Source organism: Peribacillus suis (genome assembly GCF_059384845.1).
The window spans coordinates 3523614-3543165 of sequence record NZ_CM182019.1 but is presented as its reverse complement, the minus strand read 5'-3'; the positions used below and the strand labels follow the sequence as shown (position 1 = coordinate 3543165).

22 protein-coding genes are annotated in these 19552 nt (G+C 40.8%); 14 read left to right on the top strand and 8 right to left on the bottom strand.

Going from position 1 to position 19552, the window contains the following annotated elements; genetic code table 11:
• The first annotated feature begins 6 nt into the window (after positions 1-6).
• Entirely contained in the window at positions 7-1923 is a 1917-nt protein-coding gene (locus tag AC503W_RS17320) for a vWA domain-containing protein (protein WP_427687769.1), read from the top strand.
• Between the two features lie 74 nt (positions 1924-1997).
• Positions 1998-2294: a spore coat protein gene (locus AC503W_RS17315; protein WP_494915220.1), complete on the top strand. Its 297-nt coding sequence runs from the start codon at positions 1998-2000 to the stop codon at positions 2292-2294.
• Positions 2295-2362: 68 nt separating this feature from the next.
• Here AC503W_RS17315 and AC503W_RS17310 read toward each other — a convergent pair whose 3' ends face one another.
• Positions 2363-2482 (bottom strand): DUF4023 family protein, encoded by a 120-nt coding sequence (locus AC503W_RS17310; protein WP_427687767.1) that lies wholly within the window; start codon positions 2480-2482, stop codon positions 2363-2365.
• 175 nt (positions 2483-2657) lie between these two features.
• On the opposite strand from AC503W_RS17310, the gene AC503W_RS17305 reads away from it, so the two are divergent.
• Positions 2658-3632, top strand: a complete 975-nt coding sequence (locus AC503W_RS17305) for an alpha/beta fold hydrolase (RefSeq protein WP_427687766.1) — start codon at positions 2658-2660, stop codon at positions 3630-3632.
• A gap of 278 nt (positions 3633-3910) precedes the next feature.
• Here AC503W_RS17305 and AC503W_RS17300 read toward each other — a convergent pair whose 3' ends face one another.
• Together AC503W_RS17300 and AC503W_RS17295 are read right to left on the bottom strand one after the other, a co-directional pair.
• On the bottom strand, positions 3911-5947 hold the full coding sequence (locus AC503W_RS17300) for an acyltransferase family protein (protein ID WP_427687764.1): 2037 nt from the start codon (positions 5945-5947) through the stop codon (positions 3911-3913).
• Positions 5948-6207: 260 nt separating this feature from the next.
• Positions 6208-6921: a DUF4261 domain-containing protein gene (locus AC503W_RS17295; protein ID WP_427687762.1), complete on the bottom strand. Its 714-nt coding sequence runs from the start codon at positions 6919-6921 to the stop codon at positions 6208-6210.
• A gap of 461 nt (positions 6922-7382) precedes the next feature.
• On the opposite strand from AC503W_RS17295, the gene AC503W_RS17290 reads away from it, so the two are divergent.
• Positions 7383-8099 (top strand): YebC/PmpR family DNA-binding transcriptional regulator, encoded by a 717-nt coding sequence (locus AC503W_RS17290; RefSeq protein ID WP_427651159.1) that lies wholly within the window; start codon positions 7383-7385, stop codon positions 8097-8099.
• A gap of 101 nt (positions 8100-8200) precedes the next feature.
• Here AC503W_RS17290 and AC503W_RS17285 read toward each other — a convergent pair whose 3' ends face one another.
• Complete coding sequence (locus tag AC503W_RS17285) at positions 8201-9613, bottom strand: polysaccharide deacetylase family protein (protein WP_494915217.1); 1413 nt, start codon at positions 9611-9613, stop codon at positions 8201-8203.
• A 256-nt stretch (positions 9614-9869) separates the two neighbouring features.
• Positions 9870-10094 carry a hypothetical protein gene (locus AC503W_RS17280; RefSeq protein ID WP_402875029.1) on the bottom strand — a complete coding sequence of 75 codons (225 nt, stop codon included), beginning with the start codon at positions 10092-10094 and terminating at the stop codon, positions 9870-9872.
• Positions 10095-10278: 184 nt separating this feature from the next.
• Between AC503W_RS17280 and AC503W_RS17275 the strand changes: the two genes are divergently transcribed.
• From AC503W_RS17275 to AC503W_RS17265, 3 genes are all read left to right on the top strand, one after another.
• Positions 10279-10545, top strand: a complete 267-nt coding sequence (locus AC503W_RS17275) for a hypothetical protein (protein WP_494915215.1) — start codon at positions 10279-10281, stop codon at positions 10543-10545.
• Between the two features lie 30 nt (positions 10546-10575).
• The gene (locus AC503W_RS17270) at positions 10576-11049 is read left to right on the top strand and encodes a barstar family protein (protein WP_494915214.1); all 474 of its coding nucleotides are present in this window, start codon (positions 10576-10578) and stop codon (positions 11047-11049) included.
• A gap of 145 nt (positions 11050-11194) precedes the next feature.
• Entirely contained in the window at positions 11195-11425 is a 231-nt protein-coding gene (locus AC503W_RS17265; protein ID WP_494915213.1) for a DUF3953 domain-containing protein, read from the top strand.
• Positions 11426-11676: 251 nt separating this feature from the next.
• Here the strand turns inward: AC503W_RS17265 and AC503W_RS17260 are convergent, their stop codons facing one another.
• Complete coding sequence (locus AC503W_RS17260) at positions 11677-12501, bottom strand: hypothetical protein (RefSeq protein ID WP_494915211.1); 825 nt, start codon at positions 12499-12501, stop codon at positions 11677-11679.
• 141 nt (positions 12502-12642) lie between these two features.
• Positions 12643-13566 (bottom strand): helix-turn-helix transcriptional regulator, encoded by a 924-nt coding sequence (locus tag AC503W_RS17255; protein ID WP_494915210.1) that lies wholly within the window; start codon positions 13564-13566, stop codon positions 12643-12645.
• A 154-nt stretch (positions 13567-13720) separates the two neighbouring features.
• Here AC503W_RS17255 and modA point away from each other — a divergent pair, with 154 nt between their 5' ends.
• From modA to AC503W_RS17235, 4 genes are all read left to right on the top strand, one after another.
• Positions 13721-14515: a molybdate ABC transporter substrate-binding protein gene (modA, locus tag AC503W_RS17250; protein ID WP_494915208.1), complete on the top strand. Its 795-nt coding sequence runs from the start codon at positions 13721-13723 to the stop codon at positions 14513-14515.
• A 127-nt stretch (positions 14516-14642) separates the two neighbouring features.
• Positions 14643-14873 (top strand): hypothetical protein, encoded by a 231-nt coding sequence (locus AC503W_RS17245; RefSeq protein ID WP_494915207.1) that lies wholly within the window; start codon positions 14643-14645, stop codon positions 14871-14873.
• Positions 14870-15208 carry a hypothetical protein gene (locus AC503W_RS17240; protein ID WP_494915206.1) on the top strand — a complete coding sequence of 113 codons (339 nt, stop codon included), beginning with the start codon at positions 14870-14872 and terminating at the stop codon, positions 15206-15208. The genes AC503W_RS17245 and AC503W_RS17240 overlap by 4 nt, the downstream gene beginning before the upstream one ends.
• Entirely contained in the window at positions 15205-15705 is a 501-nt protein-coding gene (locus AC503W_RS17235; protein ID WP_494915204.1) for a hypothetical protein, read from the top strand. Before AC503W_RS17240 ends, AC503W_RS17235 begins: the two co-directional genes overlap by 4 nt.
• A gap of 169 nt (positions 15706-15874) precedes the next feature.
• On the opposite strand, the gene AC503W_RS17230 is transcribed toward AC503W_RS17235, so the two are convergent.
• Complete coding sequence (locus AC503W_RS17230) at positions 15875-16576, bottom strand: hypothetical protein (protein ID WP_494915203.1); 702 nt, start codon at positions 16574-16576, stop codon at positions 15875-15877.
• Between the two features lie 271 nt (positions 16577-16847).
• On the opposite strand from AC503W_RS17230, the gene AC503W_RS17225 reads away from it, so the two are divergent.
• The 3 genes from AC503W_RS17225 to AC503W_RS17215 all read left to right on the top strand — a co-directional run bounded on the left by AC503W_RS17225 (position 16848) and on the right by AC503W_RS17215 (position 18810).
• The gene (locus AC503W_RS17225; RefSeq protein ID WP_427687736.1) at positions 16848-17366 is read left to right on the top strand and encodes a GrpB family protein; all 519 of its coding nucleotides are present in this window, start codon (positions 16848-16850) and stop codon (positions 17364-17366) included.
• Positions 17367-17396: 30 nt separating this feature from the next.
• Entirely contained in the window at positions 17397-17699 is a 303-nt protein-coding gene (locus tag AC503W_RS17220; protein WP_402874996.1) for an ArsR/SmtB family transcription factor, read from the top strand.
• Between the two features lie 97 nt (positions 17700-17796).
• Positions 17797-18810: an LLM class flavin-dependent oxidoreductase gene (locus tag AC503W_RS17215; RefSeq protein WP_427687734.1), complete on the top strand. Its 1014-nt coding sequence runs from the start codon at positions 17797-17799 to the stop codon at positions 18808-18810.
• Positions 18811-19552: the final 742 nt, after the last annotated feature.

Below are 19552 nucleotides of genomic sequence, written 5' to 3'. Positions count from 1 at the left end.
TGCCGCATGAAGTATATTCGATTCAACGATTCAATTATTGATACGGCGCTTTTTTTGCAGCTTCAGGATTTATCGACGGTTTTATCCGGTATTCCAGAACTGGAATTTGAATACAACTATGGATCTTTCCTTGATTCTGTAAACAGTAAAGTCACGGCGAGTCATTTTTGGGAAAACGGCAACCAAGAGGTAAAGGCTGCAGGATTGAAGACGGATGTCCTTCTCAGGACGATTGGGACCCTTCATCATTCGAGCGTGAAGGATTTACAGTCCTATCGGGAAGTCATCGAGGAAAGCGGGCTTCCAAAGTTTTCGGCAGAGCTGTTTACCTTATTCGAAGATGTACGACTTGAAGAATTGATCAAAAAAGAGCGCCCGGGAACAAAGAAGTGGTTTTCTATACGCGAGGCGTATCTTACGCAATACTTTGAAACGCAATCGGCTGCGAACGTAACGAGGAGCTTTGCACTTGATGAACTGTTCTGCCTGATTTATTTACTGCTTCATTCCGATCGTCCGGATCCGATTTTTCCACGAGCCAACGGACGCCAGGTGGAGGCATTGGAAAAAATCAAACCGTTGATTTATATGGTGTTTGAAGCAAGGAAAACGAGTGATATCACAAGAATTTGCGAACAAATCGTCTTCCGTTTGAATGAAGAGTATCAAGATAGCATGAATGAGTATTTCATCTTCCCGGTCGCGAATGTGGAACAGTATACAGCCAACACGCTTTTCGATGAACTGACGCGAAACGATGAGTTAGCGAATGATGACACAGAAGATGTGGATGAAGAGAATAGCGAGTTCATCGATGAAAAGTTCTCGACATGGCACCGGGAGAATAAGAATGGCGAGAACCCTTCCACCTTCCTTCAGTTTGAATTGGAGCAGGGGACGAAAACGAGCATGCTGGGTGGCGGTGCACGGGAAGCGGAAGATGCTGACCAGGCGTTGGCCTCGATTCAAGGCTCTTCCGGTGAAAGTAAAGAAAAGGACTACAAGCAACAGGAGACACTCGAGAAAAAGCAAACGAATGCCGGGAAGAACGGAGATTATCCGTTTGGCGAGGATAATAAAGATGCCGTCATGATAACCAAAAAGGCGAGGGCGTCAACAATCGATGAGGAAAAACGGTATCGAGAGTTCGTGGCTGACATCGAACCTTTCAAGCGGAAGCTTTCCAGCACCATCGAAAAGACGCTTGAAAATAAGAAGAATGCACCAAGAAGAGATTTGGCGTTCGGAAGGTTATCCAAGAAGTTGCTGCCACTCGTACTGGATGAAAACCCGAGGGTCTTTTATAAAAAGAACCAGGAGTCCAAGGAAATCGATGCCGTGTTCACACTTCTTGTCGATTGCTCGGCCTCGATGCACAATAAAATGGATGAAACGAAGCGTGGCATTGTCCTCTTTCATGAAGTGCTGAAGAAATTGAAAATCCCCCATTCAATCGTCGGATTTTGGGAAGACGCCAATGATGTGAAAGAAGGGTACCAACCGAACTATTTTCATGTGATTCACTCCCATTCCGATTCTCTTTACCAGAATGCCGGCGCGAAGATCATGCAGCTTGAACCTGAGGAAGATAATCGGGACGGTTACAGCATCCGCGTCGCCACTAAGGAATTGGAAAGAAGGCGGGAGAAGAATCGCTTTCTGCTCGTCTTCTCCGATGGCGAACCGGCTGCTGCACATTACGACCAGAATGGGATCGTCGATACGCATCTTGCCGTATCCGAAGCACGTAAAAAGGGAATCGATGTCATTGGCATGTTTCTAGCGGATGGAAGCATAGAGGAAAGCGAAGAACTGACGATGAAAAACATCTATGGCAAAGAAAGGCTGATGGTTCCCACTGTATCTGAATTGCCAGAGCACTTTACCCCGCTGTTGAAGAAACTGTTATTAAAGACAATATGACGCCTGGAATTTTTGAGCACGCTTCTGTCTATTCATCATATTCTAGACTGTAACCTAGATGAGGAGTGACAGAGATGTACTACACAAGACAGAACTTTGGCGGATATGGAAACTTCGGGGGATTCCTGGGAGTTGGAGGATATGGTGTTCCAGGAGGGTTTGGTCAACCAGTTGGGTATCCGATGTTTGGTGGCATGGGTGGTCATCCGGGAATGGGCTTTCCAGGAGGATTTCCGATGCACCACGGTTATGGCGGACAGAATAGCTTTCCCATGCAGATGCCAGGTGGCATGGGCGGACATGGAGGAGCCTTTCATCCATACCCGATGCATGGCGGCATGGGCCAAGGCGGCGGATATCAGCAATATTGAAACAGGAAAAAAGAGCCAGAGGAGATCAATGTATGATCTCCTCTGGCTCTTTTTGTTTGGCTCTTTGATCAATGCTGTTTGTTCGGCAACCTTTTCTCTGGGTGTCCGTTCCCCTGACGGCGTTTATTATCCGCTTCTTTTTTTTGCTGTTCCTTGATTTTCTTAACAAATTCCTCAGAACGTTCCATGCATAAAACCTCCTCCGTTATATTCTTTTTTACTATAACCAGAACGACTATGATTCATGAGGAAATCGAGCCGGAATTTACCCTGTGTGGCGAGAACATCCATAACTTAACAAATTATCCTGTATCCTTTTCCGAACCTGGAGCGTCATTTATATAGAAGGGAAAGGGGATGAACATGAAAAAGAGAAATAGGACGCTCAGGGTCATGCGGTCAATCCTATTATTTGTTGTGGCCATATCCTTGGCTTGGGTCGCTTTCCATACGGTCATGAAGGCCTATGAACAAAAGAAACACCCGGTATGGGGGCAAATGGTGGAAGTGGATGGAAAGGAGATGCATGTGTATGCCAAAGGCGAGGGGGAGCATACGATTGTTCTATTAAGCGGTTTAGGAACGGCGGCGCCTGTCTTGGATTACGAACCATTGATTGACGAGATGGCAAAGGATAATAAAATCGTCGTAGTGGAGCCATTTGGCTATGGTTGGAGTGAGCTGACGAATAAGGAGAGGACCGTGGAAAACGTCGTGGAGGAAATACGAACGGCCCTGAAAAAATCAAAGATAGAAGGTCCATACATATTGATGCCCCACTCCCTATCCGGAATCTATAGCATGTACTATGCCCATGAATATCCAAACGAGATCAAGGCCATTATCGGAGTGGATTTCACGTTACCGAAGGCATTGGAGTATTTTGAGGAGCCTGCTCCTAGCATGCCTGCCTATTTGAAGTATGTTGCACCCACTGGATTGGCACGAATAGCTTCTTACGTGAGCGCGGAAAATGTCCTGCCGATTGCGGATGAGGGTATATATTCAGAAGAAAATCTAGACATGACCAAAACGATTACGGCTTGGAAAGTGTACAACCGAAATATTGTCGATGAAGCAAATGCGATAGAGGAGAATGTGAACAAGACGAAGGAGATGTCCTTCCCTTCAAACATGCCGCTCCTGATCTTTGCTGCCAAAAGAGATAAGGTAACAGAAGATGGTAAATCGAATGAAACGTTTTATCAAGAGCAATTGGGGGAGAACCCTTTAAATGAACTCGTGGTCTTAGAAGGCCATCATTATCTTCATTGGACGCGCTATAAGGAAATGGGTGAACATGTTCGTCATTTCACGGCACAATTAGAAGACCGGTAAAGGAAACTACTGAATTCTGAGGGGGATTTTTATGCCGAAGGAAGGTGATATATTTCCTATGCTTGAAACAAAACAATTAGTGGAAAAGCATGGGTTTATAAGTAAGGATTATTAGGTTAGTTGTGGTGAATATGATGATTCATATATGTATTCCTTCCGAAACAAGAATTTGAGGGAGGTGGCTGGGAATTTAAACTATGCCCCTAATTCCTATTGGCCATTAAAAAAAGAAATAGGGATAAAAACTGAAATCTCCAGTTTATTATCCCTATTTCTTTTCAATTATTCTTGAGTATACTGTTGATTTTTTCTTTGAATATAGGCGCGAAACTTTCAGAGTAAGAATTCGTTAAATGTCTATCATCGCGATGAATGACGATGTTTCCTATAATAGGCTGATATTTACCGTCTATTTTAAAGTAATTGGTTAAATCCATTTTATTCAATGATTGGTTCTCACTTTCGAATTGCTTCCAAAAGCTTTCGTCTTTCTGATTATCTGTTTTATTCATTTTTTTTATGGTTTCTTCAAGTCCAGCTGTTTCTAATGATTCCAACACATTAAAACTATATCTTGGGCTATCACGAATAGCCAATACTTCAATGTCATATTCATCTTTAACAAACTGTAGCTGATCAATCATTTGTTGTTGTATTTTTTCGTTAGACGTATCAGCAGCCGTAGCTTGGGATACGATTAGATCCACATCTTCATTTTTTAGATAGTTTAAAGCATTATTGACCCAGATGCCTTTCAAATCGTCATCCGAGTAACCTGTTGAGAATCGTGTACCTGAACGAGTGATATTTAATATACGATAATTCTCATTTTTCGTTGCTTTTAATAGGGCACCTAACCAATGTTCCGAATGGGAACTACCCACCAGCGCGATTGTAGCATCGTAATTTTCAGTTTCGCCGTATTCTCCGACTTTTAGGTCACTTTCCTTTAACCCTTGGTTACTGCCATCCAAATGTGCTTTCGGTAGATCATTAAATACATCGGAAAGGGCAGGTAATGGGTCTTCGTCAGGGACATCATCAGGGTTATTTACAGCTAAGGCTCCTGGATAATTCTTTGTATCCATTACCTTTTGGGGCTTAGATTGGTCTATATACATTTGTGTCAAAAGAGAACCAATTAAGAGTATATTTATACTACCGAGTATCGCAAGTCTTGAAAATGCATATTTATTGTTAGACGAGCTTCGAAGGGGTGCTTCAATATATCGTGTCATTAAAAATGAAAGCGCGACAGAAGAAATAATAATTAGAAGTCCAACGACTACCCCTGGAGTTTCTTGGACATTATAACGATAAAATTCCAATATTACCCAATGCCACAAATAGATTCCAAAAGATATCCCTCCTAGCTTCACCATTAGAGGTGAACCTAAAAAGCGTTTGATACCGTATTTTGTCTCACGTGTACCAGACAGAACAATGAATAAGGCGCAAGTCATTGGCCAGATGGCAACATACCCTGGAAACATTTCAGAAACGTTGAAAACTATTCCAGTTAAAACTAAACCGATTAGTCCTAACCAACCTATAATTGTAGCAATATATTTGTTTATCTTAATTGATGATAAATTGACACAGAGCAAACTACCTAAAGAAAATTCCCATACACGTGTCATTGTTATGAAATAAGCCCAAGGTTGATCGACAGCGGTTAAATATATAGAGTATATAAAGGAAGAAACAAATAATACTCCTAAAATCGTATTAATTAATGTTTTAACTTTAGTTAATTTATATTTTTTTATTATAAATAAAATTAAAGTAAACACTAAAAACCAAATCAGATAAAACTGTCCTTGTATAGACAAAGCCCAAAAGTGTTCAACGGGTGATTTCATTTGACTGGCATCTAAATAATCTGTGCTAGAAAAAGCGAGTTGCCAATTTTGATAGAAAAACATGGAGGCAAATACTTCGCGTATAGTTTTACTTAAAATTGAATCTGGTAGTAAAAACCAACTTAAAATCAGAACAATTCCGAGAATGCAAAATACGGAAGGAAGCAATCTTTTTGCTAATTTTGTAATATATGCCCGAAAACTAAATTTACCTGTTCGGTTTATTGTGGAGATAATGGAAGTTGTAATTAGAAAACCTGAAATGACAAAGAATACATCCACCCCTCCAGAAACACGGTTAAGCCATATATGATACACCGCTACTAGTAGTGCAGCAATAACACGTAACCCCTCGATTTCGGGTCTGAATTTCCTTTCAATATTAATTAAAGGTTTCCTTTGTTCATTTGGAAATGATGGTTGTTTATTTTGTTTTAATAATGGTTGGTTCATTTAATTATCTCCTATACTTTTTATCTTGCTTAATTAAACATTTACAAAATAAAATTATATCATTATAAGAAGAGTTTCTGTCAATATAGTAGGAAATTTTCCTTAGTATGTATTTTAGGACCTGAATTTAATAGGTTGGAAGTAAAGTGAAAAGCAGAGATTAGACGGGGAATCACCTTGAAGGAACATGGAGAAAAATTTATGAAAAAGCCACCTATTCTGTATAAGTGGCTTCCTGATCGTTATATGGTATAACACATTTATTTTTCTAAACTCCACAATCCATACGGGTTGTAAAAAGGATGGTCTTCCTCGTACCTGAAGTCTTGACGGCTAGTCAATGTAAAGGTGGGGGCATCCGATTTTATCCGGAAATCCTGGCCATTTGTGAAGGTAGGTCTTTCCCCAAGGTTATAAAAGTTGAAGGTGCTCAGTAATGTCACCGCATCTTTTGGGCTCATCGTGTTTGGCGTGACGACATCTGGGAGGCCAAAAGCCTTCATTCCGAATGAACCATAGTGGTCGTCCTCGCCGATGATGGTGACAAAGTGGGCATAAACCGGGATGATATCCGGGTTCTTCTGTAAAGTTTGCCAGGCTTCCTTCGTATGAGCCATGCCCGACGTTTCGATTTTCACAGCCATGCCGCCAGCTTTAAGCAAGGCCGACCCAGCATCAATCAGGTTTATGACGGCCTCAAAGTCAGATACTTCCGCAATGATATAGACCGTGAAGGTATGATGATCGATTTCGGTCAACAGACTTTCAGGAAATGCCCCTTTACTGGCATAATCGAAGGCCTCTTTCAAATGAGGTTCATACTCATACACTTCGATAGGAAATGTAATATTCTTTTCTTTGTTATGCAAAACGTGTCCAGCCAACAGGTATCCATCGCTTTGCGTAGCCACCGCCTGAATCAATTCCGTGCGGTTCTTCCACACTCCAGGTATTCCGATAATAATTTCGGTCATGACGCACCTCGACTTTCTTTTTTTTACTATACTACGTCTTCTGCCGGTTTGTCTTATTGTATAATAGTGGAAAAGGGGCGATTCTTTTGAAAAATTACACCTCGATCTGTTTGCTTTTATTCAGTTCCAGCATTTTTTTGGGGTTAGCGTTAAGGAGTGTTTCGGAATACCCCATGCTTATCGGCGTGAGTATAGGGACGGTCTTCCTGATTCTGGCCATGATTACTGTAGGGATAAGAAACAGAAGGCAGACCTGATACTTTTTCTAGTGGAAAATTCATAGTGTGTAGGACTTTTTCAAATTAATGCAATTGATGTATAATATAAGCGAGTGACGGTATGTGATATTTTTACTAGAATATAATTTGTAGATTCACTCGTGGATCTATGGAAAAATGGTAATGGAATTTACCATATCAATCGATTTTTGTTTATCCAATGATGAAAGAGAGTGGAATATAATGGGTCGTAAGTGGAATAATATCAAGGAAAAAAAAGCGTCTAAAGATGCAAATACTAGCCGTATTTATGCAAAATTCGGACGTGAAATTTATGTGGTAGCCAAACAAGGTGAACCTGATCCGGAATCGAATCAGGCTTTACGTGTCGTATTGGAACGTGCGAAAACGTACAATGTACCAAGAGCGATCATTGACCGTGCAATCGAGAAGGCAAAAGGTGGTTCTGAAGAGAACTATGATGAACTTCGCTATGAAGGCTTCGGACCTAATGGATCCATGGTGATTGTGGACGCACTGACAAACAACGTTAACCGTACTGCTTCTGATGTACGTGCCGCTTTCGGTAAAAATGGAGGAAACATGGGGGTCAGCGGATCTGTTGCCTATATGTTCGATGCCACGGCCGTTTTCGGGATAGAAGGAAAGAATTCCGAAGAAGTACTAGAATTATTGATGGAAGCGGACGTTGATGTTCGTGATATCATCGATGAAGAAGATTCGGTTATCGTGTATGCGGAACCTGATCAATTCCATGCTGTACAACGAGCATTCAAAGATGTAGGCATTACGGAGTTCACGGTTGCCGAGCTTACCATGCTTGCACAAAATGACCTAACACTTCCTGCTGATGCACAAGAGCAATTCGAAAAAATGATTGATGCATTAGAGGACTTAGAAGACGTTCAACAAGTTTATCACAATGTGGATCTTGGTTGATTATATAGAAAAGCGGGCCTGTGAGATATAATCACAGGCCTTTTTTAACGGATTAGGAATGGAAAAGAGCCTGTTTTGATGACAAAACAGGCTCTTCACATTTATTCTTTTACTTTGATTCCATATCGTTTACGGTCTTGCTTTACTTTTTCAAGTTCGGATACGGTAACGAGTTGGTAGCCTTGCTGGTCCAGCTGTTTTATGATTTCGTCAGCCGCTTGGGCGCTGGTTTTGTAAATGTCGTGCATGAGGATGATCTTCCCGTCTTCCACTTTGTTCATGACTTTGCGGACCACTTTCTTCTTGTTCCGGAGCTTCCAGTCTTCCGGGTCTATTTCCCAGAGTGCGACATCCATATCGCCTATATGTTTGCGGACCTTATCGTTTATTGCACCATATGGCGGACGGATAAGGGATGGCTCGTAACCACTGGCTTTTAGGACGGCAAGTTGTGTTTTGTTAATTTGACTCTTGATCTTTTTCTTGTTTAGGCGTGTCAGTTGCGGATGATCCCAGGAATGGTTCCCGATTTCATTTCCTTGTGCAATCATTTTTTGCAAGACCTCTGGATAGTGCTCGACACGGCTTCCTAATACGAAGAAGGTCGCATGGGCTTGATGTTTGTTCAAGGACTTCAGGATGGCCATGGTATTGTCCGGATGAGGTCCGTCATCGAATGTGAGGGCGATCACCTTTTGGGATGGATCGATCCAATCATTCTTTGGAGGAAGCTTGGCGACAATATGCTTGGGCTGCCTTTCCTTCACGCGATCTTGATTCATGTCCTTGTTTTGATATGTATCTAGCAAGCTATCTTTGAATAACTCTTTTTTGATAGCGATGGATTGTATGGTGGATGAATCTCCGTCTTTTTTCGGTTTCATATAGAAAACCAGCGTGTTTTTCAATACGGAAAATGAATCAAAATTGTCCATTTTCGGATCTGTCATTTTCTTGATCATGTCTTCGGTAAGTGTTTTGTCTTTCTTATCACTTAACTCTTCAAAGGCAATGTCGGATAAGACCGATAAATAATCAGTATCAGAATAAAAAATGTCATCTAAAGAGAGGATTTCTTGAGAGGGAATATCATATGTGAAAATGTTATATTCCGATTGTTTTTTACCTGCAATTTGTTGATATTTATCGAAGGAAATCGTGATGGTCTGTTTGCTGAAATGAAGGATTTCATAAGTGATGTTCAACTCAGAAGAAGCTTCTCCATCGACAGCCTTCCATTTCTTTTGATACTCCTTTATTTCTTTATGAATATAGGATTCTAGCTGCTCATCGATTGACTCTTGATGGAATATCGGCCTGCTTACTGAAAATCCACCTTTTGTATAATCGTTAACATCCGTTTGAATATCCGCATCCGGATAATTTTCATCTATGGAATAAGCGGAAACTGTATGCTTATTTTTCAACAGTTTAATAGCCAATCCGGACAAGCCCAAAACCACAGTTAGACATAAAAGAGAAATAAATACTTTTTTATAATTTGATTTGCTCATGATGCTTTCCCACCTCGTGATAATTCTACTATAATATAACTACAAAAGCCTTAAAAGTTTGTAAAATAATTCATTTTTTATAGGGTGAATTTTCCCTGGTGGTTTTTAACTAAGATATGACCTTCCTTGTGCCTATAGAAGTGGTATTTATTATCAAAAGTAATGGGACCGTTTCATGAAAAAAGCGGAGGTTGAAGTGTATCGTGGTGGAAGAAATGAACGTCCATGTTGACCTCTGTTTCTAAGCGGAAAAAGATTAGAGAGTTTTGGATTCATCGGCAGGAGAATGAAGCTTCATTTGATCGAGTTCAATCCTCAACTTCTCTGTTTCTATCAGATAGTTTTCGTGTTTGAGTTTTTCGAGTTCTATTTCGTCTTTAAGCATTTTATGCTTAATTTTCGCTTGTTCCTGAAAATGGTTTGTCACAATCGCTATAATAGGAATAGAGAATATCATGACAACGGTTATTGTGCCAACCATAATGTGCCCTCCTCTCAAGTGGAATTTTATGTCTTCTCTATATTATACAACTGTGGTTACATTTAGGAAGCAGTTTTGAAATAATGGTTATTCCTTCGGAGGGAATAGGCGGAATGGCCAAGGGAAGGGAGCGGTTAAAATAAAAACTACGGAAATACCAGAGCGGAAATTAAGAGTTATACTGGTGCTTGCCATCATACTGGAAACCGTATTTCTCATCGATTTTTTCACCGGAGTTCTTTCTAACCTGCATGTCTATATAGGTGCTGCTACTGGCTTGCTGATTGGGTTTGTCAGTTTATTGATCAGCGCCTATTTACTGGCGAAGAAATCATATGGTGCCATCTCGATATGCATTCTATTCTTTTCTGTATTGATCACTTTTTTCACGTTCGTTGCTTATTTTTTACCCGAAGCAGGATACCCACCGCCCATTCGTTTGTTCTTTTAATTTTATTGATTCTTTAGCGAGGTGATGACCGTGGAACTTTGGAAAAGTCTTCTTTTAAATGGTGCTGTTAAGCTATTTCAGAGGACAGAATTATTGGATGCATATATTTCAGATATTTCTCGTGAAGGTTTCGAAATCCATGTAATGGATTGTTCAAAGTGGGATTTGGAAAGTTACCATAATGACTTGGCATCGATACTCCACTTTCCTGATTATTACGGAAAGAATTTGGATGCCTTTCATGACTGTTTATTAGATATGGCCCCAGAAGGAAGAGGGATGGTCTTGGTGTTTAAGAATTACGACTTATTCGCAAATAAGGAACCGGAAGTTGCTTATCGATTGTTGGATATCGTTCAAACAAACGCTTGGCGATTTTTACTGGAGGACATTAAATTACTAGCTTTTGTCCAATCGAATGACGCGACAATGGAATTCCCGCGTTTAGGCGGCATGCCTGCTGAATGGAATAATGAAGAATGGCTGAATGTAAATAGAGGCTAGTATTTTGGAGAAGGTTGCTGCGGCAGCCTTTTTCATTTGGCCCCAGCACGTCAGTAAACTAAAGAAACGTTCAATGTCCTCATAAATGAAAAGATGATAAATGGTATGATTAAGAAATCATACATAAATAGGAGGAATTAATTCCTTGAAAGTAGTTAAAATCATCTTAGCAGCCATTGTTATTAGTCTAGCCACTTATAGTCTAAAAACGGAAACCGAATTAATGCCGTATTATATGTTTTTCTTAGGGGCGCTTATACTGGTGACAGGGATCGCCGAACTCCAAAAAGACAAAAAAGGCTTTAAGGGACACCTGAGCATCGGGATTGCTTTCTTTGTTTTCTTGGTTTCCATCCAGAGTTTTTTCATGGGCTAACAGGTAGGCAGCCTATTTTGAAAGAACAATAAATGATAGAAGGGCATGTTTTAATCGGTTTCAAAACATGCTTTTTCTATTGATTTGAATCAGAGGGGGAGACGATGGTCAGTTTGAAATGATCTTCACATACATTCCTTTTTCGGCCTTCCGTTTAGCGCTTTCGTTCATCGTTTTAATAGTTTCTGATAATGTAGAAGCAGGTTTCATGTAGTTCATCCATTATTAAAACCATGGGAACGCCTCACTTATCATGTCATGTCCATCCTGTTCACTTCATCCGTCAACCCCATCTTCAGCATTTCGGTTTTCACACATTCTTTCAATTCATCGTCTTCCTGTATGAGGTAGAAGTATTGCAAGTTTCGGATGGTTGCTAATTTGGTTGCCTCATCACTTCTATCAAAAAAATTCCCCAAGTCTTTTAGATTGATCGTTGAATCTCTGTTCATGGAAAACGTCTCCTGATTAGGACGGTCATCGCTTACAACCCCTAATGTATCAAAAGTAGGGAGGGAGGCCACTTTTTTTCTTTGATCACGTACAGTGACTTCGACATATTCGTATAAATCATCAAGGGGTTTACGGTTGAGTTCTTGTTGGATCCTGTTGCAGACGTAGGCACTTTGCGCTGAAAACTCCGGATCCGCAGTTGCTTCTTTAGTGATCCAATCCAAAAATTCCTGATATTCTTCTATGTTTGAATAACCTAATAGGTTTTCGATCACCGAGGCATCATTCAAGGTCAGAATTACATCTATGAATTCTGCAAGATTTCTGGCTATGATTTTTACGTGATTTCCGAAATTCATGGGGCTCACGCAAACGATGAAGGCCTCGTCTAAATGTTGCACCCTGCCAAAATCGGTGAGGAATCCATAGTGAATCCCATCAGCCCCAATGCTTGCGAATGGGATGACATCATAGGGCGTGACATCGTAGGAATAATCATCATCTTGTAAGAATAGGGATAACTGATCGAATAAGCTGTATCCCTCCTTTTGTAAATCTTGATCTAATTTAGTCAATGCTTGAAGAGCATGGGGGAATTCTTTGTATTTTCCTAGAACATTCACGTTCAAAGCCTCCTATAAAAGAAATAGTGTTTCCTACTATATTCACTATCCTTCGTCATCAAGCCTGCTTTTACAGAGGAAAAATTATGAGTGATTTGAAGGCATGCCAAACGGGAAGGCTCCTCAAAGAGTCCTCCCCGTTTAAAATGTTTCACAAATGACCGAACCCGTCCTGGATATGTCGTAATCACCCAATGCGTTGATTTCGGACTGAAAGGGTTTCGATGTTAATATCTCCTTAACAATCGTGAGGAGCTGGTCAGTTTTCGGCGTCTTTAGAATGACCAAATCGTACCGTTCGGTTATTAATGGAACGAAGTCCACCCCGACGATTTTGGCCGCCTTTTCGATACCAATCCCAACATCCGCCAACCCTGCCGAGACAGCCGAGGCTACACTCAGATGATTGGTTTCTTCGTGTTCATAGCCCTTAAGGCTTTGAGCGGATATCTGATGGAGTCTAAGCTGCTCATCAAGGAGGATACGGGCGCCGGACCCTCTTTCCCGATTGATGATCGTCAAGTCCTGATTCAAGTCAGACCATGTGTGGAGATGGAGCGGGTTGCCCTTTTGGACGTAAAAACCTGCTTTCCTTGAAACAAGGTTGATTAACATATAGGGATATCCAACCAAGATTTTCTTTATGTAAGGCAGGTTATATTCTCCTGTATCTCCGTCAAACATATGCATGCTGGCGATATCCGCTTCGCCGTTATACATCGAGATCAGACCGTTCAAACTGCCGGTGTTGGACCGTAGCGTTTTATAAGGGGAATCCTTTTCGATATATTGACCAAGAATATCTAGCACCATATCCTGTCCGCTTATGACAAGGTTATGTGATTCCTTCGATTGCGCTTTTTGATTTTCGGTAACCGGAGCTGTGGTGGATGGGGACTTATGACCCTGAATGTAGTCGTCCAAGTCTTTTGCATCCATTCTCATCTGCCTGCCGACCCGGAAGACAGGGAGCTCGCCTTTTTTAACCAAATCATAGATCGTTAGTTTGGATACCTTTAATAAGTGTGACACTTCTTCAATCGTATAGGATAGCTCTTTCGACATGATGTGCATCCCTCCAACTTTATTGTATCCTAGTGGCTTACATAAATAAATTCCAAGAGGGGAAAAGTAAGTATTACATTTCATCCTTTTTCTTATTATAATAAGTTATAACTAGTTATATCTAATTATAACTAGATAGAAAGGGAGATCGGTTTTGAAGAAATTATATCTTATCATCTCGATTCTATTTGTCATGGTAATCGGGGCTGGATGTTCATCGGATGAAAACACCGAAACGAAAAAAAAGGAAGCAACGAAGCAAGTCGATTTGACCATTTCGGCAGCTGCAAGTTTGCAGGATGCCTTGAACGACATTAAAGCAAGCTTTGAAAAAGAAACGCCAGATGTGAATGTGAACTTTAATTTTGGAGCGTCAGGAGCACTACAACAACAAATTTCCAAAGGAGCGCCTGTCGACCTGTTTTTCTCAGCGGCAGAAGATAAATTCGATACGTTAGTCGATGAGGGGCTTATCGATGACAAACAAGGCACCGACCTAGTCGGCAATGAGCTTGTGTTGGTGGTTTCAAAGGAATCGGATAAAGGAATCAAAACGTTGAAAGATGTTACGAAAGCTACGAAACTATCAATTGGTACTCCTGAATCCGTTCCCGCAGGTCAGTATGCGTTGCAAACGCTGAAAAACAGCGGCCTTTGGGAAGAGGTTGAAAAGAACGTAATCTATGCCAAAGATGTTCGCCAAGTGCTTACATATGTGGAAACGGAGAATGTCGATGCAGGCATGGTGTATAAAACGGATGCGCTGACTTCATCGAAAGTGGATATCGTCACAACGGCTGGGGAAGATTTACATGACCCGATCATCTATCCAGCAGGTGTGATCAAGGATAGTTCACATCCAAAAGAAGCCCAGTTATTCTATGATTATCTTCAAACGGAAGAGGCCATGAAGATTTTTGAAGAATACGGATTTACGGATGTAAAATGATGAAGGGACTGCCGGTTAGGCGGTCTTTTTTTTGTGTTATCATTCAATTTTATTCCTTATTTAGAAACTTTTTCATGTTCGAATCGTATATAATGGGGTCACAGATTGTGATGGATAGGAGAATTGGATGACTTATATAAGAAAACATGCTTACTTGAAATTCACCCTGTTCTTTATTGGCATTTTTGCTATGAAGGTATATTGGGATTATAAAGAGGAGCACGAATTCCATTGGATGGAAAACTTATTTGATTCGTTGTTTTACGTTACATTTTATACCTTTATGATGTGGCTATGGGCAGATAATAGTGATAAGAAAGGGAGCAAAGAAAACGAAGTAGGGGGAGGTGCATCATGAGTGAGGGGATGGATTATCTTATCACCGGGATTTTGGTCATCGCATTCACATGCGGATTTGCCATGCAGCTTCAACAGTTATTACTGCTTAGAAAACATAACAAAACGATACAAAAAAGGGTGTTATATGGATCCTATTTGCGTTGCATCGCTTACGCCGGGTTTTTATCGACCTATATCTTGAATATCCTGATAGGTGCACAGCTTGTCCCGAATGCGTTTTTTACAGAAAATAACACGAGTTTGGGGTGTATACTTTTTCTTGTGGTTTTAGTGTTTGCTACTTTGGTAGTGGGTCCTAATAAACCAAAGCGTTTAAAGAAGGAGAAATTATGAAAAGGAAAAGAAAAATCATTATTGTACTGACCCTGCTTGTAGCCATTGTCATTATGATATCCGTGACTCCTCCGCTAGCAAAAAAGGTGAAGAGCAATCCCATGCATGTTTTGTATACATATAACGTCACGAAATCCTTTTCGGAACATACGGATAAGACGGTTGAAGTGGCATCCGTGCCGTCAGGAGAAGTGAAGAAGAAAATGAATGGGGTGTATCATACGGATGTAAAGATTGAGGGAGCACCTCTAGATATTGAAAGTGTTGTGGCCGAAAGCTTAAATGAGCCGAGGGAGTACGGAGGGGGAAGTACACTGATTGGTCCAGATAAAGGATTTAAGGTGCGTAAATTTTATCGGACGAAGAATTACGATAAAGGAGAATACACTGTGACACGGACCAATAGAATCACGGGCAAGGAGAAGGAGTACACAGGAATTTATTATGAACCGAGTATTCAGGATCCCGTTATTAATTGGTCACGTGATTATAAGTGACGATCATTTGTCAATAAGAAAAGGCTGGACGATTCCTTTTTAGAGGAATCGTTTATTTAAGCTTCTGGTTAAAGATTTGCATGAAGGTGCCTACTGACGCGGAAACTTACCTGGTGTGACCGAATTGACTCCCATTAATCAATTCGGGCTTTTTAAAATATGTGAAATTTCACCTTGAATAAAGGTCATTGATGAATTCAGTGTCTTTATTGTTAAAGAATTCGTCTATTTCTTCTGCAGATGGCTTTCGTTGAACCGCAAAAGGGATTTGCTTCTTTTGAATCATTTCATCTATCTTCTTGATCGTAGGAAGATTTCCTTCCAAAATGCCTTCCCACATATCGATTTTCTTCCCATCTTTAAAGTAAATGATGTACCTACCATTAAAATGACGTTTGTGGGGAATCTTCGTGGTGGTGGTAATGGAATAGTCGATGGCAACGCCTTGTACATCTTTTTCCCAGGAATACTCGGTTTCTTTCAAACTCCAGAACGATGAAAACTGAATCTTTTCCTCACTTACTACGAGGGCATGTGTCACGCCTAAATAAAGAAAGGGCAAAGAAAGAAGGAGGGGCAATCCTGCTAATGTCATAATAAATTGAGCGCCCTTTTTGAATGACTGAAAGGATTTTTCATGGATCCCTTGTTTCATCGTAAAATAGATTCCCCACGTGGTGAGGCCATATACGACTGCACATATGAAATATACCCAATAGGAACTAGCGGGCGTTCCGTAAAACAGGACATCTCCCGTATCATGTATCTGTCTGTTGATCCAATAGAAAAGAAAGAACCACAGTGAAGAAAATAGGATGAACAGTAAGGAAAAGCGCCACCACACTACTTTCTCGGATGTATTTTTTGCCACAATGACTCCCCCAGTCGATCGATTATGATTACTAAACTATATCACGAAAATGGTAAAAAGAACCATATCACTTTGTGTGTATGATCAAGAAGTGGGGAGGATGGCACTTGGCTAATTCCTTATATTGGATAATAGAAAGGGTTTTTATCGGTCGGTCAAGAATATATAACATAAGAGTATAGTGCTAGTGTGAATGAATGAAGCGGAGCGAAAGAGGTGAGTGCGGTAATAAATCGATTAAGAGAAATCGTGTAAGAAGAAGGTGGTTCGTATGAGGAAAGTGGAGGTTGTCTCTCATCAGGAGAAGTGGCCGCACATGTTTCAGGATGAATGCGAAAAGTTACTAAAGATCTTTGTGAACGATATTTTGAACATCCATCATATTGGGAGTACAGCCATCCCTACAATTCATGCCAAACCGGTCATCGATATGGTGGTTGAAGTGAAGTGGTTGAATCGAGTGGATGAGTATAATGCGGATATGGATAGGATCGGGTATGAAGCCATGGGTGAGTATGGAATCGCCCATCGACGTTTTTTCGTGAAAGGTGGGGACAAGAGGACTCATCATGTTCATGTCTTTCAACGCGGCAATGAAGAAATTATCCGTCACGTACGATTCAGGGATTATATGATTGCCCATCCAGAAGAAGCGCATAAGTACAGCCAACTCAAGAAAAGGTTAGCGAAGGTGTTCCCGAATGAGAGGGCTGAATACATAGAAGGAAAGAACAAGTATATACAAGAGATCGATAAGCGGGCAAAAAAGTGGGCCAATCCGCCTGATTGACATATCTACTTAAATAGATATAATGAACCCATGGATCATTTACTCATTTTTAAAGCATTATCTAATGAAAAAAGACAGTTAATCTTACAGTGGTTAAAAAATCCTGAAGAAAACTTTATTCATCAACAACATGATGGACAGTTCAATGATGGCGTGTGCGTCGGGAGTATCCAGGAAAAATCGGGTCTCGCACAATCGGTCATCTCCAGTTACCTTGATATGATGCAAAAGGCAGGGCTCTTGGAATCCAAACGGATTGGTAAGTGGACCTATTATCGCCGTAATGAGCAAGTCATCAAGGAATTAGGGGAGTTCATCAAAAAAGAGTTATAGGTAGAATTTCGCGGAAACTCTGCCTATTTTTTTACCATATCATATCTACATATTTAGATATGTTGAAATGAAATTGTTGGAAGAAGGGATAACACACATGAAAAACACGAATAAACAACTTCAAGACCTTTCTTTATCCGTTTTGGATTTAGTGACGGTTTTACAAGGAAAAGTGCCTGCGGATTCCTTTCACAATGGACTCGCTCTGGCTAGAAAAGTAGAGGACTTTGGCTACGAACGATATTGGTTGGCAGAGCACCATAATAGCCCAGGTGTCGCAAGTTCGGCCACTTCGCTATTAATCGGTTATATCGCCGGCGGTACAACCAAAATCAGAGTCGGTTCTGGAGGAATCATGCTACCGAACCATGTACCGCTAGTGGTCGCGGAACAATTCGGAACGCTGGAATCACTTTATCCGGGGAGAATTGATTTAGGCTTGGGACGAGCACCGGGAACGGATCAAATAACAGCACGGGCCCTACGACGGAATGTCGGTGGCTCCGGGGAAGACTTTCCTTCCAATATAGTCGAGCTGCAAAACTATTTAAGCACGAATAAATCCGGTCCAGTCCGGGCGTTTCCTGGAGAAGGCACGAATGTCCCTCTATGGATACTCGGATCGAGTCTATTCAGTGCAAGACTTGCCGGCATGATGGGCTTGCCATATGCGTTTGCGAGCCACTTTGCTCCATCGTATTTAAAGGACGCGCTAAAGCTCTATAAAGATTCCTTCCAACCATCTGAACAGTTAAAGGAACCCTATGCAATCGCCTGCGTGAATGTAGTGGCAGCCGATACTACTGAAGAAGCCGAACGCTTAGCAACATCCCTGAAATTGTTCTTCCTAAACGTGATCAGGGGAGGGCAGGAACTGCTGAAACCGCCTGTCGATAACCTGGATACGTACTGGAGTCCATACGAAAAAGCCGCCGTCAATCAGATGTTGGAGTACACATTCATCGGCGATTCTACTAAAATCAGCCATGAACTACAAGCATTTTTGGATGAAACGCAAGTGGACGAGATCATGGTCTGCTCACATATTTACGATCACGAAGCACGTGTTCGTTCGTACGAAATCATGTCGCAAATCGTTAAAACTAAATGACGACCTACCCCCGGGTGCATCTGCATCCGGGGGTTTTTCTGTGTTGATGGAGCTTTGGGGGCGGCGTTTGACCGATAAATAGTGGGATTTGACCGATAAAATACTGAAATTGACCGATAAAAGCTGCAACTTGACCGATAAACCATCGAAATGGGCCGATATGGAGAAGGATTCTCGAAAAATAGCAAAAAACTCATCAACAAAAGAGACCAAATCCTTGTTGATGAGTCCAATATCGCCAAAAACCCCCCATAATGCGTAATAATCACTGAAAATGCACCTTTTATTATATTAATATAGTAAAAATAACGAACACATTAAATTTATGGTCGTTATTAAGAACAAAAATAAAAAGTATAGATGCATAAACATGCATAAAATCAGCCAAGCTGTTTTCTTTGTTTTAGTTATCAGACTAGTACAGTGTTTGGGTAAATACCGAATTAGGTAAATAAGGTACTACTTGTCCATTTCTTGTGTAAATACCAAAGGCGAGCATTAGCCTTCATTTTGGCCGTATTTTATATAATTTACCTAAACATACAAAAATAACCATATTTATCATACTATAAATATGAGTGCAATATCTCGAAGATTTTCGAAAAAAGTCATGTTTGTTAAAATGCAGAGTAGTGTGTGTGCTTTAAATAGTAGGGCTGAGTTGAGATCTAACAAAATAGCATGTATCCCGCCCTAAGGAGAACTACTTAAAAGGCGTTCAAGCTCTTAAAAACGAAGGATT

Excerpts from the sequence above, each read along its gene's own strand:
- AC503W_RS17320 (WP_427687769.1), top strand. The coding sequence starts at position 7 with ATGAAGTATATTCGATTCAACGATTCAATTATTGATACGGCGCTTTTT.
- AC503W_RS17315 (WP_494915220.1), top strand. The coding sequence starts at position 1,998 with ATGTACTACACAAGACAGAACTTTGGCGGATATGGAAACTTCGGGGGA.
- AC503W_RS17310 (WP_427687767.1), bottom strand. The coding sequence starts at position 2,482 with ATGGAACGTTCTGAGGAATTTGTTAAGAAAATCAAGGAACAGCAAAAA.
- AC503W_RS17305 (WP_427687766.1), top strand. The coding sequence starts at position 2,658 with ATGAAAAAGAGAAATAGGACGCTCAGGGTCATGCGGTCAATCCTATTA.
- AC503W_RS17300 (WP_427687764.1), bottom strand. The coding sequence starts at position 5,947 with ATGAACCAACCATTATTAAAACAAAATAAACAACCATCATTTCCAAAT.
- AC503W_RS17295 (WP_427687762.1), bottom strand. The coding sequence starts at position 6,921 with ATGACCGAAATTATTATCGGAATACCTGGAGTGTGGAAGAACCGCACG.
- AC503W_RS17290 (WP_427651159.1), top strand. The coding sequence starts at position 7,383 with ATGGGTCGTAAGTGGAATAATATCAAGGAAAAAAAAGCGTCTAAAGAT.
- AC503W_RS17285 (WP_494915217.1), bottom strand. The coding sequence starts at position 9,613 with ATGAGCAAATCAAATTATAAAAAAGTATTTATTTCTCTTTTATGTCTA.
- AC503W_RS17280 (WP_402875029.1), bottom strand. The coding sequence starts at position 10,094 with ATGGTTGGCACAATAACCGTTGTCATGATATTCTCTATTCCTATTATA.
- AC503W_RS17255 (WP_494915210.1), bottom strand. The coding sequence starts at position 13,566 with ATGTCGAAAGAGCTATCCTATACGATTGAAGAAGTGTCACACTTATTA.
- AC503W_RS17245 (WP_494915207.1), top strand. The coding sequence starts at position 14,643 with ATGACTTATATAAGAAAACATGCTTACTTGAAATTCACCCTGTTCTTT.
- AC503W_RS17240 (WP_494915206.1), top strand. The coding sequence starts at position 14,870 with ATGAGTGAGGGGATGGATTATCTTATCACCGGGATTTTGGTCATCGCA.
- AC503W_RS17235 (WP_494915204.1), top strand. The coding sequence starts at position 15,205 with ATGAAAAGGAAAAGAAAAATCATTATTGTACTGACCCTGCTTGTAGCC.
- AC503W_RS17225 (WP_427687736.1), top strand. The coding sequence starts at position 16,848 with ATGAGGAAAGTGGAGGTTGTCTCTCATCAGGAGAAGTGGCCGCACATG.
- AC503W_RS17220 (WP_402874996.1), top strand. The coding sequence starts at position 17,397 with ATGGATCATTTACTCATTTTTAAAGCATTATCTAATGAAAAAAGACAG.
- AC503W_RS17215 (WP_427687734.1), top strand. The coding sequence starts at position 17,797 with ATGAAAAACACGAATAAACAACTTCAAGACCTTTCTTTATCCGTTTTG.